14 protein-coding genes are annotated in these 12,627 nt (G+C 59.8%); 9 read left to right on the plus strand and 5 right to left on the minus strand.

Features of this window, described 5'->3' with window-relative positions; all coding sequences use genetic code 11:
• Positions 1-348: 348 nt before the first annotated feature.
• Positions 349-1,548: a tyrosine--tRNA ligase gene (gene tyrS, locus BLS75_RS21135; protein WP_053154182.1), complete on the minus strand. Its 1,200-nt coding sequence runs from the start codon at positions 1,546-1,548 to the stop codon at positions 349-351.
• A 209-nt stretch (positions 1,549-1,757) separates the two neighbouring features.
• On the opposite strand from tyrS, the gene BLS75_RS21140 reads away from it, so the two are divergent.
• Together BLS75_RS21140 and BLS75_RS21145 are read left to right on the plus strand one after the other, a co-directional pair.
• Positions 1,758-3,179 carry a peptidoglycan DD-metalloendopeptidase family protein gene (locus BLS75_RS21140; RefSeq protein WP_072451733.1) on the plus strand — a complete coding sequence of 474 codons (1,422 nt, stop codon included), beginning with the start codon at positions 1,758-1,760 and terminating at the stop codon, positions 3,177-3,179.
• Between the two features lie 3 nt (positions 3,180-3,182).
• Positions 3,183-4,274, plus strand: a complete 1,092-nt coding sequence (locus tag BLS75_RS21145; protein ID WP_072451734.1) for an anhydro-N-acetylmuramic acid kinase — start codon at positions 3,183-3,185, stop codon at positions 4,272-4,274.
• Positions 4,275-4,344: 70 nt separating this feature from the next.
• On the opposite strand, the gene erpA is transcribed toward BLS75_RS21145, so the two are convergent.
• Complete coding sequence (gene erpA / locus BLS75_RS21150; protein ID WP_011063789.1) at positions 4,345-4,695, minus strand: iron-sulfur cluster insertion protein ErpA; 351 nt, start codon at positions 4,693-4,695, stop codon at positions 4,345-4,347.
• Positions 4,696-4,863: 168 nt separating this feature from the next.
• Positions 4,864-5,898, minus strand: coding sequence for an N-acetyl-gamma-glutamyl-phosphate reductase (gene argC, locus BLS75_RS21155; protein WP_072443688.1), 1,035 nt, complete (start codon positions 5,896-5,898; stop codon positions 4,864-4,866).
• Positions 5,899-6,033: 135 nt separating this feature from the next.
• Between argC and hemJ the strand changes: the two genes are divergently transcribed.
• The 6 genes from hemJ to coq7 all read left to right on the plus strand — a co-directional run bounded on the left by hemJ (position 6,034) and on the right by coq7 (position 10,517).
• Complete coding sequence (gene hemJ, locus BLS75_RS21160; protein WP_011063791.1) at positions 6,034-6,465, plus strand: protoporphyrinogen oxidase HemJ; 432 nt, start codon at positions 6,034-6,036, stop codon at positions 6,463-6,465.
• A gap of 32 nt (positions 6,466-6,497) precedes the next feature.
• Complete coding sequence (locus BLS75_RS21165; protein WP_019092762.1) at positions 6,498-7,466, plus strand: NAD(P)H-dependent flavin oxidoreductase; 969 nt, start codon at positions 6,498-6,500, stop codon at positions 7,464-7,466.
• Positions 7,467-7,562: 96 nt separating this feature from the next.
• A complete protein-coding gene (locus BLS75_RS21170) occupies positions 7,563-8,483 on the plus strand; it encodes a DUF805 domain-containing protein (protein WP_065365147.1) in 921 nt (306 codons plus the stop codon).
• Positions 8,484-8,545: 62 nt separating this feature from the next.
• On the plus strand, positions 8,546-9,334 hold the full coding sequence (locus BLS75_RS21175; RefSeq protein WP_019092760.1) for an SDR family NAD(P)-dependent oxidoreductase: 789 nt from the start codon (positions 8,546-8,548) through the stop codon (positions 9,332-9,334).
• Positions 9,335-9,404: 70 nt separating this feature from the next.
• Complete coding sequence (locus tag BLS75_RS21180; protein ID WP_016963742.1) at positions 9,405-9,743, plus strand: histidine triad nucleotide-binding protein; 339 nt, start codon at positions 9,405-9,407, stop codon at positions 9,741-9,743.
• A 126-nt stretch (positions 9,744-9,869) separates the two neighbouring features.
• Positions 9,870-10,517 (plus strand): 2-polyprenyl-3-methyl-6-methoxy-1,4-benzoquinone monooxygenase, encoded by a 648-nt coding sequence (coq7, locus tag BLS75_RS21185; RefSeq protein WP_011063796.1) that lies wholly within the window; start codon positions 9,870-9,872, stop codon positions 10,515-10,517.
• Positions 10,518-10,589: 72 nt separating this feature from the next.
• On the opposite strand, the gene BLS75_RS21190 is transcribed toward coq7, so the two are convergent.
• Positions 10,590-11,012, minus strand: a complete 423-nt coding sequence (locus tag BLS75_RS21190) for an OsmC family protein (protein ID WP_009045862.1) — start codon at positions 11,010-11,012, stop codon at positions 10,590-10,592.
• A gap of 236 nt (positions 11,013-11,248) precedes the next feature.
• Here BLS75_RS21190 and crp point away from each other — a divergent pair, with 236 nt between their 5' ends.
• Positions 11,249-11,893 (plus strand): cAMP-activated global transcriptional regulator CRP, encoded by a 645-nt coding sequence (gene crp, locus BLS75_RS21195; protein ID WP_011063797.1) that lies wholly within the window; start codon positions 11,249-11,251, stop codon positions 11,891-11,893.
• Here the strand turns inward: crp and BLS75_RS21200 are convergent.
• Positions 11,890-12,591, minus strand: a complete 702-nt coding sequence (locus BLS75_RS21200; RefSeq protein ID WP_072451735.1) for a lipoate--protein ligase family protein — start codon at positions 12,589-12,591, stop codon at positions 11,890-11,892. The genes crp and BLS75_RS21200 overlap by 4 nt on opposite strands.
• Positions 12,592-12,627 lie beyond the last annotated feature (36 nt).

Here is a 12,627-nt window from a genome sequence, read left to right on the forward strand (position 1 = left end):
CAGCAGCCTCATTTGCTGTCAAGTGATTTTTTAAGAAGTTTTCAAAGTTTCCTTTTTAACTTCAACCACTTGCGCTTCCGATCTCTCGTTAGCGGGAGGCGAATTCTACAGCGTTACACGCTGCTGTCAACACCTCTTTTCAACCGCTTTCGACCGAGAGGATCGAATCGTTAATAAGGCGAAAACTGACTGCCTTACCAACTGCTTCTGGCTTCGATGAACTGAAGCGTAACCGCTATCGAAAACTGCGTAACTCGTTGAATCTCAAGGAGTTTTCCGTTTCGACTGCGCCGGAAGTGGGGCGAATTATAGAGAGATATAATTCGCCGTCAACACCTATTTTCAGTTTTATTCGGATTTAAGCGTAATACGTGCAAATGCCTTCTTGCCGGCTTGGCACACATGGGTGGAACCTACTGCATATATATAGGTGCGATCGACAACCTCACCATCCACCCGCACACCACCCGAACCCAGAAGATCCCGAGCCACTGCGGCGTTCTTCACCAGCCCTGCCTTATTAAGGACAGCCGCAATCGGCATATCCTCGGCAGCAACCAGCTCGATTTCCGGCAGATCATCAGGCAGCTCGCCATCTTTCATGCGGTTACCTGCGGCACGGTGAGCATTTGCAGCAGCCTCTTCACCATGGAAGCGCGCAACAATCTCTTCGGCCAGCTTGATCTTGATGTCACGCGGGTTAGCGCCAGCATCTACATCCGCCTTGAATGCATTGATCTCATCCATGGAGCGGAAGCTGAGCAACTCGAAGTAACGCCACATCAACGCATCAGGAATGGACACCAGCTTGCCGTACATCACGCCAGGCGCCTCCTGGATACCGACATAGTTACCCAGAGACTTGGACATCTTCTTGACGCCATCCAACCCTTCGAGCAATGGCATGGTCAGAATGCACTGAGCCTCCTGACCGTAACCGCGCTGCAGCTCACGCCCCATCAGCAGGTTGAACTTCTGGTCGGTACCGCCCAGTTCGACATCGGCGCGCAATGCCACCGAGTCATAGCCTTGCACCAACGGATACAGGAACTCATGAATGGCAATCGGCTGATTGGTCGAATAACGCTTGTCGAAGTCGTCACGCTCGAGCATCCGCGCAACGGTGTACTGGGAAGTTAGACGAATGAAGTCCGCCGGCCCCATCTTGTCCATCCAGGTGGAGTTGAAAGCCACCTCAGTCTTGGCAGGATCAAGAATCTTGAAGACCTGGCTTTTATAGGTCTCTGCGTTTTCCAGGACCTGCTCGCGAGTCAAGGGTGGGCGTGTGGCACTTTTGCCACTGGGATCACCGATCATGCCGGTGAAGTCGCCAATCAGGAAGATTACCTGGTGACCCAAGTCCTGGAACTGACGCAGCTTATTAATAAGTACGGTATGCCCGAGATGCAGATCCGGCGCCGTCGGATCGAAGCCAGCCTTAATGCGCAGCGGTTCGCCGCGCTTGAGCTTCTCGATCAACTCGGACTCGACCAACAACTCTTCCGCACCACGTTTGATCAGCGCTAGCTGCTCTTCAACCGACTTCATAACAGACCCGCAAGGCTCAGATTCAAAAGGGAACCAACCATACAAGATCATGGACTAATTACAAGTTTTGCCCGGCGTACGGGAGCATTCCGAAAGCAGAGTGCCCGCGCCCTTGCGTCACAGATGATTTGGTTATATTTTATACAGTTATTTCATCTTCATCATGTCATTCATCTTTTCCATTTCATCTTTTCAAAGTCAAATTACCTATGACCACCGAACCGTCTAAAGCGCCACCGCTTTATCCGAAGAGCCACCTGCTCGCTGCAAGTGGCATCGCAGCCCTTCTCAGCTTGGCTCTTCTGGTATTTCCATCCAGTGATGTAGAAGCAAAAAAAACGACATTGAGCCTTGATCTGGAAAGCCCGATCGAGCAACTGACACAAGATCAAGACGCCGCATCCACCGAACAAGCCACAAGCGAGGCCGTTGCCTCACCTTTCGCACAGATCGAAAACACCGCCGAAGACACCACGCAAACCGCAGAAACCGCACCTGTGCCTGCTGCCGTGGAGGAGCCAAAAGCCCCCGGCCACAGGGAAGTTCTGGTCACCAAGGGCGACACCCTCTCCACACTCTTTGAAAAGGTTGGCCTGCCAGCCACTTCTGTCCATGAAGTACTGGCCAGCGACAAGCAGGCCAAGCAGTTCTCCCAGCTCAAGCATGGCCAGAAGCTGGAGTTCGAGCTGACGCCTGATGGCCAACTGAACAACCTGCACAGCAAAGTCAGCGACCTGGAAACCATCACCCTGACCAAAGGCCCCAAGGGCTTTATGTTCAGCCGCGTGATCACCAAACCAGTGGTTCGTTCTGCCTATGTCCACGGCGTCATCAACAGCTCGCTTTCGCAGTCTGCCGCCCGCGCCGGGCTGTCCCACAGCCTGACCATGGATATGGCCAACGTTTTCGGCTACGACATCGACTTCGCCCAGGATATTCGCCAGGGTGACGAATTCGACGTGATCTATGAGCAAAAAGTCGCCAACGGCAAGATAGTCGGCACAGGCAATATCCTCTCCGCGCGCTTCACTAACCGCGGCAAGACCTACACCGCAGTGCGCTACACCAACAAACAGGGCTCCAGCAGCTACTACACCGCTGATGGCAACAGCATGCGCAAAGCCTTCATCCGTACACCGGTGGATTTCGCTCGCATCAGCTCGCGCTTTTCCATGGGCCGCAAGCACCCGATCCTGAACAAGATCCGTGCCCACAAGGGCGTGGACTATGCCGCGCCACGGGGCACGCCAATCAAGGCTGCCGGTGATGGCAAGGTGCTGCTAGCTGGCCGTCGTGGCGGTTATGGCAATACCGTGATCATCCAGCACGGTAACACCTACCGCACCCTGTACGGCCATATGCAGGGCTTTGCCAAGGGTGTGAAGACTGGCGGCTCGGTGAAACAGGGCCAGGTCATCGGCTATATCGGTACCACCGGACTGTCCACCGGACCGCACCTGCACTATGAGTTCCAGGTCAACGGTGTCCACGTGGATCCGCTGGGCCAGAAGCTGCCCATGGCCGACCCGATCGCCAAGGCCGAACGAGCACGCTTCCTGCAGCAGAGCCAGCCTCTGATGGCCCGGATGGATCAGGAAAAGGCCACGATGCTGGCCTCGAGCAAGCGCTAAGCCATGGGGCTCTATATAGGTGTGATGTCCGGTACCAGCCTTGATGGCCTGGACATCGCCCTGATCGAGCAAAGCCCGGCGCTCAGATTGGTCGCCACTCGCTACATCCCCATGCCCGATACCCTGCGCGCCGAACTCTTGGGTTTGTGCGCCAGTGGCCCCGACGAGATCGCCCGTTCCGCCATCGCCCAACAGCACTGGGTCGAGCTGGCCGCCCAGGGCATCAACCAGCTTCTGCAACAACAGCAACTGCACCCTCAAGACATTCGCGCCATCGGCAGCCACGGACAAACCGTGCGTCATGAGCCAAGCCGCGGGTTCACGGTGCAGATCGGCAACCCGGCCCTGCTCACTGAGCTGACCGGGATCACTGTCGTCAGCGACTTCCGCAGCCGCGACGTGGCGGCGGGCGGGCAAGGCGCGCCGCTGGTTCCGGCCTTTCACGAAGCCCTGTTCGACCAGCGCCCGGGAAACCGCGCCGTGCTGAACGTCGGCGGGTTCAGCAACCTGAGCCTGATCGAAACCGCCAAGCCGGTGGCCGGATTCGACTGTGGCCCGGGCAACGTCCTGCTCGATGCCTGGATCCAGGCCCAACGCGCAGAGAACTTCGACCGCAATGGCCAATGGGCTGCCAGCGGCCAGGTTGATCCGCCCCTACTGCAAGCCCTGCTCAGCGACCCGTTCTTCGCCACCCAAGGCCCGAAGAGCACCGGGCGCGAGGTATTCAATCTTGATTGGCTACAGCGGCATCTGAGGGCACGGGGCGCTATTGCCGCCGAAAACGTGCAGGCTACCCTTCTGGAGCTGACAGCTCTAACCATCGTCGAGTCGCTGCAGAGCGCTCAAAGTGACACCCAGGAGCTGCTGGTGTGCGGCGGCGGCGCGCATAACGCAGCGCTCATGGGCCGCCTGGCAGCCCTCCTCCCGCAAACCCGGGTCAGCAGCACTGCGGCGTATGGCGTAGATCCCGACTGGGTAGAGGCTATGGCGTTTGCCTGGCTGGCCCACTGCTGCCTGGAAGGCATCGCTGCCAACCGGCCCAGCGTCACCGGCGCCCGTGGCCTGCGTGTACTAGGCGCCATCTACCCGGCTTGAACAGCAGACAGCAAAACGCCGCAGGATCCCAGGCCCCTGCGGCGTTCGGCGAATAGCTGCTGCCGGCTGGTCAGATCGAGAACGACGACCCGCAACCACAGGTAGTGGTGGCATTGGGGTTCTTGATCACGAACCGCGAACCTTCCAGGCCTTCCTGGTAGTCCACTTCAGCACCGGCCAGGTACTGGAAGCTCATCGGATCGACCACCAGGCTCACGCCCTCGCGCTCGACGATGGTGTCATCCTCGGCCACTTCCTCATCGAAAGTGAAACCGTACTGAAACCCCGAACAACCGCCGCCCGTAACGAATACGCGCAGCTTCAAGCGATCATTACCCTCTTCATCGACCAGGGTCTTCACCTTGTGCGCTGCACCTTGAGTGAATTGCAAAGCCGTGGGGGTGAAGGATTCAACGCTCATGCTGACTATCTCCCGGCGTTAAGCCGCCATACTGCGTAATGACGCGCATTATCCGCTTCTCCCAGAAAAGCGGTCAACTATTGTTACGGTATATCAATAGTCGTACAGCCACCCGTATAAAGCAGAAAGGCCCGTCAGACGGGCCTTTTTGTTCACGCAAAAACGACGTTAAGGCAGCATGCCCGCGTGGGACAGCCCCAGACGCTCATCCAGGCCGAACAGGATATTGAGGTTCTGCACCGCCTGGCCCGAAGCGCCCTTGACCAGGTTGTCGATGACCGACAGTACCACTACCAGATCACCATCCTGCGGCCGGTGCACGGCAATCCGGCACACGTTGGCACCCCGCACACTGCGGGTCTCCGGATGGCTGCCGGCCGGCATTACATCGACAAACGGCTCATTGGCATAACGCTTCTCGAACAACGCCTGCAGATCCACCGACTTATCCACCACCGTGGAGTAGAGCGTGGAGTGGATACCGCGAATCATCGGCGTCAGGTGTGGTACGAACGTCAGGCCAACTTCCTTGCCTGCTGCCCGGCGCAGGCCCTGACGGATTTCCGGCAAATGACGGTGCCCCTTGACCGCATAGGCCTTCATGCTCTCGGAAGTTTCCGAGTACAGCGACCCGACGCTGGCGCCACGGCCAGCACCGCTGACACCGGATTTGCAGTCGGCGATCAGCCGGGAAGTGTCGGCAAGACCGGCTTCCAGCAGCGGCAGGAAACCGAGCTGGGTTGCGGTTGGATAGCAGCCAGGAACCGCAATCAAACGGGCTTTCTTGATCTGTTCGCGATTGACTTCCGGCAGGCCGTAGACCGCTTCCTCCAGCAATTGAGGGGCACCGTGAGGCTGACCGTACCACTTGGCCCACTCATCGGCATCCTGCAGGCGGAAGTCCGCCGATAGATCGATGACCTTGGTCCCCGCAGCCAGCAGTTCGCCAGCCAGTGCATGCGCCACGCCATGGGGGGTGGCAAAGAACACCACGTCACAGGCACCAAGGGTCTTAATATCCGGCACGCTGAACGCCAGGCCGTCGTAATGGCCACGCAGGTTCGGGTACATGTCGGCAACGGCCAGGCCAGCCTCGGATCGCGAAGTGATGACTTCCACTCGCGCTTGCGGATGCTGTGCCAACAGACGCAGTAGTTCGACACCGGTGTAACCCGTGCCGCCGACGATACCGACCTTGACCATAAACCTGCCCTCAACGAACCCACTGGAAAGCTGCCGATAATAGGGGCGGCGCGCCCCTGCGACAACCGTCAAGGTGACGTGCGGACGCTCTACCCTCTACTATCTTCGCCACCGTGAACCTGGGAATAACTAAAAATGCTCTATCTATGGCTCAAAGCCTTTCATATCGTCAGCGTGGTCTGCTGGTTTGCCGGCCTTTTCTACCTGCCACGCCTGTTCGTTTACCACGCCCAAAGCGAGGACAGCATCAGCCGCGAGCGCTTCTGCCTGATGGAACGCAAGCTGTACCGCTTCATCATGGGGCCTGCGATGATCGCGGCACTGATCTTTGGCATCTGGCTGATCAGCCTCAACCCCAGCGCGTATTTCGGCCAGGGCGGCTGGATGCACGCCAAACTGACCCTGGTGGTCATCCTCATCGGCTATCACCACATGTGCGGCGCGCAAGTGAAGCGCTTCGCCCGTGGCGAAAACACCCGCAGCCATGTCTTTTATCGCTGGTTCAATGAAGTACCGGTTCTGATATTGCTGGCTATTGTAATTTTGGTCGTTGTACGGCCGTTCTAACTCTAACTAGTCGCTTCCCTGGGGGTACTCCAATGTCACTGCCCGCTTTGCTTGAACAACGTCTGCGCCTGCCTCTAGTGGCCGCGCCGATGTTTCTGATCTCCAACCCGGAACTGGTCCTGGCCTGCTGTCGCAATGGTGTGGTGGGTAGCTTTCCCGCCCTCAATCAGCGCGAAAGCAGCGGTTTCAAGGCCTGGCTGGAGGAGATCGAAGCGGGCCTGGCCAAGCTGGAGAACCCTGCTCCCTACGCCGTGAACCTGATCGTGCACAACAGCAACCCACGGCTGCAGGCCGACTTGCAGATCTGCATCGAGCACAAGGTACCGATCGTCATCACCAGCCTCGGCGCGGTCAAGGAAGTAGTGGACGCCGTGCACAGCTACGGCGGCCTGGTATTTCATGACGTGACCACCCGCCGGCACGCAGAGAAAGCCGCCGAGGCGGGTGTCGATGGCCTGATCGCCGTCGCAGCCGGAGCGGGTGGCCATGCAGGCACCTGGAGCCCCTTCTCTCTGGTCGCCGAGATCCGCCAGTTCTTCGACAAGACCCTGCTACTGGCCGGCTGCCTGAACCGGGGCCACGAGATTCTTGCCGCACAGCTGCTTGGCGCCGACCTCGCCTACTTGGGCACCCGCTTTATCGGTACCACCGAAAGCCACGCACCGGATGCCTATAAAGAGATGCTACTCAGCTCTCGAGCCGCCGACATCGTGCATACCGCCGCGGTTTCCGGAGTACCTGCCAGCTTCATGCGCCAAAGCCTGGAGAACGCAGGTTTCGACCTGGCCGCCCTGCAAGGCAAAGGTGAGATCAACTTCGGCTCCAAGCTCAAACCCATCAGCGATGAGGCAAAAGCCTGGAAAACCGTCTGGTCCGCAGGCCAGGGGGTCTGTGAAATCGACGACCTGCCCAGCGTCGACCAATTGATCGCGCGCCTGGACAGCGAATATCAGGCGGCCCAGCAACGCGCCAGCCAACTGAGCAAACGCTGGCCACGTTAACCCGTTCTCATTAGTTTTTTGGCCAGCCGAGGGGCGCTGGCCTTAAACTGTCGGTCTTTTATGTAAACCTTCTTTTCAAGTGACAGGGATGCCCCCATGAGCGAAACCCGCTACAAGATCGTTTTCGACGGCACATTGCTGCCCGGCGTGGAAAAAGCCACTGCCCAACTGAACCTCGCCGAACTGTTCAAAAGCGATGCGGCCGCCGTAGAACGCCTGTTCAGCGGCCAGCAGGTGGAGCTCAAGCGCGACCTGACGCAGGCCGACGCCCAGCGCTATCTGGAAGCATTGAAGAACGCCGGGATCGATGCCCGCATCGAATCCGAGCAGGCCCTGAAGCTGGATCTAGACGCAGTAACCCCCACACCCAGGGCCAGCAGCCTCAGCGAGTCGCCCTATGCGCCCCCGCAAGCCGTAGTAGGCGATGCAATCCCACAATACGCCGCACTCAACGTATTCAGCTTCGAAGGCCGTATCGGTCGCCTGCGCTACCTGGCCTGGACTCTGGTCCTGACGGTGGCCATGCTGGCCGTGGTCGGGGTAGGCGCCTTCTTCGGTATCCTGTCCGCGGCGGTGTTCAATTCCACCCTGCTCACCGGCCTGGGGATTGTCGGCGGTATCGTGGTCTTCATCGGCTTCCTCGTGGTCAGCATTCAGATCAGCGTGCAGCGCCTGCACGATCTCGGCTGGTCGGGCTGGCTGTGGCTGCTGAACTTCGTGCCCATCGTCGGCAGCATCTTCCCTCTGGTGCTGATGGTCAGCCCGGGCAGCAACGTGGCCAACCGCTACGGCGCCCCACCACCGCCCAACACCACCGCCGTCAAGGTGCTGTCCTGGATGTGGGTCGTCCTGATCGTCGTGCTGATCGTGGGCATGGTGGCCGGCGGCCTGAGCTCCCTGGAAGATCGCTACAGCGAAACCAGCTACAGCGAAAGCATCGACTCCAGCAGCGCCGATGAAGATGCCGAACCCGCCGATATCGCCGCCCCTGTAGAATCCGAGTCCGAGCAAGAATAAACGCGCCCGGGCCTGCGACCCTCCCCCGTCGCAGGCCGCCGGCCGTTTCGATGGAGAAATGCATGACCCGTTACGCTCTGATCACTGGTGCTTCCAGCGGCATAGGCCTGGCCCTGGCCGAAGCACTGGCCCGGCGCGGCCGTAACTTGATTCTCGTGGCCCGTCAGCGTGATCAGCTGGAATGCATCGCCCTGGAATTGACCCAGCGCTTCGGCGTCGAAGTGCTGTTCCGCGCCTGCGACCTGGGCGAACCACTGCGCCTGTCCGGTTTCCTGCTGGAGCTGGAGGAGGGTGACCGGCAGATCGACCTGCTGGTCAATTGCGCCGGCATCGGCACCAGCGGCCCGTTCCTGGCCCAGGACTGGATGACCGAGCAGGACCTGATCGAGGTCAACATCCTCGCCCTCACCCGCCTGTGTCATGCCCTGGGCAACAGCATGGCGCTGCTGGGCGGCGGGCAGATCCTCAATGTCGCCTCGGTGGCAGCCTTCTATCCCGGCCCCTGGATGAGCAGCTACTACGCCAGCAAGGCCTATGTCCTGCATTTCTCCGAAGGGTTGCGCGAAGAATTGAAGAAGTGCGCGGTGAAGGTCTCGGTACTCTGCCCGGGGCCGACCCGCACCGCATTTTTCCGCACCGCACAAATGGACACCACCAAACTCAAGGACAGCAAGCTGCTCATGAGCCCCGAGGAGGTCGCGCTGTATGCGGTGCGTGCCCTGGAAAAGAACCGCGCCATCATCATTCCCGGACGCCTGAACCGCTGGATGGCCTTCAGCGCCCGCCTGAGTTCACGCTGGCTGACCCGCAAGATCGTCGGTTACGTCAATCGGGCCTACTGCCCACGTTAAGAGTCGGGGCTGGGCGCACCTTGTGCACCTGAGTACACTCGGCCCGGACCAACCCAATGGAGAAACAGCTGTGGATACTCTGTTCACCAAGATCATCAACAGAGAAATACCCGCGAAGATCATCTACGAGGACGACCAGGTTCTGGCCTTCCACGATATTGCCCCGCAGGCGCCGGTGCATTTCCTGGTGATCCCGAAGAAACCCATCCGCACCCTCAACGACCTCACCGAGGACGACAAGGCCCTGGCCGGACACATTCTGTTCACCGCCCAGCGCCTGGCCAAGGAGCAAGGCTGCGAAGACGGCTTCCGGGTGGTCATGAACTGCAACGAGCTGGGTGGGCAGACCGTGTATCACATTCACATGCACGTGCTGGGTCAGCGCCAGATGAACTGGCCGCCGGGCTGATTGCCCGCCCCACCCCTTGCGCAGCGCCCTCTCGGACCATCGAGGACGAGGGTGCGCTGATCCAGCGCAGTTTTCGCTCCTTTGATTGGAGTAAACTGGCCGCCGAGATTTCTCCCGGAGATAAGCATGACTACCCAACGTCACTACTCGCCGATCGACCGCCTGCTGTTGCAAGCCGATATGGCGATGCGCACGCTGCTGCCTTTCAGCGGCCAACCTTATCGCCCGTCGCCGGCCATCGTGCAGCCGGAAGCGCAGATGAGTGACGAGGACACCCGGCACGTGGCCGGCCTGATGCGCATCAACCACACCGGGGAAGTCTGCGCCCAGGCGCTGTACCAGGGCCAGGCCCTGACCGCCAAGCTGCCTCAGGTACGCCAGGCCATGGAACATGCCGCCGAAGAAGAAATCGACCACCTGGCCTGGTGCGAACAGCGCATCCGCCAGTTGGGTAGCCACCCGAGCGTGCTCAACCCGCTGTTCTACGGTTTGTCCTTCGGCATCGGCGCCGCGGCAGGCCTGATCAGCGACAAGGTCAGCCTGGGGTTCGTTGCCGCCACCGAAGACCAGGTGTGCAAGCACCTAAACGAGCATCTGGAGCAACTGCCGGCCGAAGACGAAAAGTCCCGAGCGATTCTCGAACAGATGCGCATCGACGAAGAACATCACGCTGAAACCGCGCTCGAAGCCGGCGGGTTCCGCTTCCCGGCGCCGGTGAAATTCGGCATGAGCCTGCTGGCCAAGGTCATGACCAAGAGCACCTACCGGATCTGATTCCAAACCACGGGCATCAAAAAGGGCGCTATCGAAGCGCCCTTTTCTTTTACCGCCAGAATCCGCGCGGGTTCAGCCCAGCTCGACGATTTCGTAATCGTGAGTGATGGCCACACCGGCCGCGCCGAGCATGATCGACGCCGAGCAGTATTTCTCGGCAGACAGCTCGATGGCCCGCTTGACCTGGGCTTCTTTGAGGCCTCGGCCCTTGACCACGAAATGCATGTGGATCTTGGTGAAGACCTTGGGGTCTTCGGTGGCACGCTCGGCATCCAGGAACGCCTCGCAGCTTTCAACCGCCTGGCGCGACTTCTTGAGAATGCTGACCACATCGAAGTTGCTGCAACCGCCCACGCCGAGCAGGAGCATTTCCATAGGGCGAACACCCAGGTTGCGGCCACCGGCTTCCGGCGGGCCATCCATCACCACTACGTGGCCACTGCCCGACTCGCCGAGGAACATGGCTTCGCCAGCCCATTGGATGCGTGCCTTCATCGCCAAGACTCCACTGTTAAAAAAGGGTCGCCAGCTTAGCACAGGGTTTTCCAGCCACAGCGCTTTGACCGTTTGTCCCTCATTACCGGTTTTCGATAAGAAAAATCTTAATTGAGCCAAGGACGTGTCTGTTAAGCTGACGCCAAATGACTGGCGCATCGCCAGCGTTCAACACCTTCGTTTTACGCCCCATAAAAAAAACACCTCATACCGTGCAGTCTTTTCGGGATACAACCATGGTTGCTATTGCCCCCACCCCCAAGATCAAAAATCTCGACAAGTTGCTCATGCACTGTCAACGCCGCCGGTATCAGGCCAAGAGCAACATCATCTGCGCCGGTGATGTGTCCGACAGCCTGTACTTCATCATCAAGGGTTCGGTGACCATCCTCATCGAAGACGATGACGGTCGGGAGATGATCATCGCCTACCTCAATGCCGGAGACTTCTTCGGCGAACTGGGGCTCTTCGAAGAGGCCGGCCATGAGCAGCAGCGCAGCGCCTGGGTGCGCGCCAAGGTAGAGTGCGAGGTTGCCGAGATCAGCTACGCCAAGTTCCGCGAACTGTCGCAGAACGACCCGGACATCCTCTATGTGCTCAGCGGGCAGATCGCCCAGCGCCTGCGCAACACCACGCGCAAGGTCGGCGACCTGGCGTTCTTCGACGTGACCGGGCGGGTGGCCCGCTGCCTGCTGGAGCTGTGCAAGCAACCGGACGCCATGACCCACCCGGATGGCATGCAGATCAAGATCACCCGCCAGGAAATCGGCCGGATCGTCGGTTGTTCCCGGGAAATGGTCGGTCGCGTGCTCAAGGATCTGGAAGAACGCAACCTGGTTCACGTCAAGGGCAAGACCATGGTGGTGTTCGGCACCCGCTAATCCGCCAGGAAGCCCTTGAGCATCTGCCGGTACAGGCTCTCCAACCGCACTAGCGCATCGGGCGCCGCAAAGGCCTCGTGCAGGGCGATATGACTTTCGGCCCGGCAGCGCTGTTCCAGGCCACAGGCCTGATTGAAAGTATTGACCGCGTTCACCATCGAATCGCGTTCGTTATCCAGCAGCAGGGCGCCATGCACCAGGCCCACTGGCCGCTGGCCACCCTTGCTCTGACGCCAGCGCTGGGCGGTGCCGACCATCTTGCGCCCGTCCAGGTTGACGTTGAAGCGACCATCGCAGAACGCCCCTTCCACTTCGCCCAATGACGGGTTGCCCCCCAGCTCGCTGAGCAGATCGCAGATCGGCTGACACAGGCGCCGGTACGCGGTTTCGATCCGGCCCTGATCCCCTTCGCTGCGCGGCGGGGCGTAGACCAGTGCGATGTTCACCGTGGCCGCCGACTGCGGCACCGGCTCGCCGCCGGTTTCGCGCAACAGCACCGGCCAGCCGTTGGCGGCCGACTCCTCGCAGGCCCGTTCAAATCCAGGCAGGCGGCTCAAGCGCCGAGGCATCACCAGCGCCCGGTCACTGGGCTGCCAGAACAGCAGGCCGAACTCTTGTTCACCGGTACACACCAGGGCCAGCAGATCTTGCTCGGCCTGCAGACCGGCTTCGACAGTCAAGGCAAGGGGTTGAGTCATGGCAGTAGAAATCCTTGGCGATAGGCATGAAAAAGC

The sequence above is a fragment of the Pseudomonas sp. NFPP12 genome (assembly GCF_900103205.1).
Lineage (GTDB): Bacteria > Pseudomonadota > Gammaproteobacteria > Pseudomonadales > Pseudomonadaceae > Aquipseudomonas > Aquipseudomonas protegens.

What these genes read in the sequence shown, in the direction of transcription:
- erpA (WP_011063789.1), bottom strand. Translation starts at nt 4,695, where the DNA reads ATGAGCGTTGAATCCTTCACCCCCACGGCTTTGCAATTCACTCAAGGT.
- coq7 (WP_011063796.1), top strand. Translation starts at nt 9,870, where the DNA reads ATGACTACCCAACGTCACTACTCGCCGATCGACCGCCTGCTGTTGCAA.
- BLS75_RS21170 (WP_065365147.1), top strand. Translation starts at nt 7,563, where the DNA reads ATGAGCGAAACCCGCTACAAGATCGTTTTCGACGGCACATTGCTGCCC.
- tyrS (WP_053154182.1), bottom strand. Translation starts at nt 1,548, where the DNA reads ATGAAGTCGGTTGAAGAGCAGCTAGCGCTGATCAAACGTGGTGCGGAA.
- hemJ (WP_011063791.1), top strand. Translation starts at nt 6,034, where the DNA reads ATGCTCTATCTATGGCTCAAAGCCTTTCATATCGTCAGCGTGGTCTGC.
- argC (WP_072443688.1), bottom strand. Translation starts at nt 5,898, where the DNA reads ATGGTCAAGGTCGGTATCGTCGGCGGCACGGGTTACACCGGTGTCGAA.
- BLS75_RS21165 (WP_019092762.1), top strand. Translation starts at nt 6,498, where the DNA reads ATGTCACTGCCCGCTTTGCTTGAACAACGTCTGCGCCTGCCTCTAGTG.
- BLS75_RS21140 (WP_072451733.1), top strand. Translation starts at nt 1,758, where the DNA reads ATGACCACCGAACCGTCTAAAGCGCCACCGCTTTATCCGAAGAGCCAC.
- BLS75_RS21190 (WP_009045862.1), bottom strand. Translation starts at nt 11,012, where the DNA reads ATGAAGGCACGCATCCAATGGGCTGGCGAAGCCATGTTCCTCGGCGAG.
- BLS75_RS21175 (WP_019092760.1), top strand. Translation starts at nt 8,546, where the DNA reads ATGACCCGTTACGCTCTGATCACTGGTGCTTCCAGCGGCATAGGCCTG.
- BLS75_RS21200 (WP_072451735.1), bottom strand. Translation starts at nt 12,591, where the DNA reads ATGACTCAACCCCTTGCCTTGACTGTCGAAGCCGGTCTGCAGGCCGAG.
- BLS75_RS21145 (WP_072451734.1), top strand. Translation starts at nt 3,183, where the DNA reads ATGGGGCTCTATATAGGTGTGATGTCCGGTACCAGCCTTGATGGCCTG.
- crp (WP_011063797.1), top strand. Translation starts at nt 11,249, where the DNA reads ATGGTTGCTATTGCCCCCACCCCCAAGATCAAAAATCTCGACAAGTTG.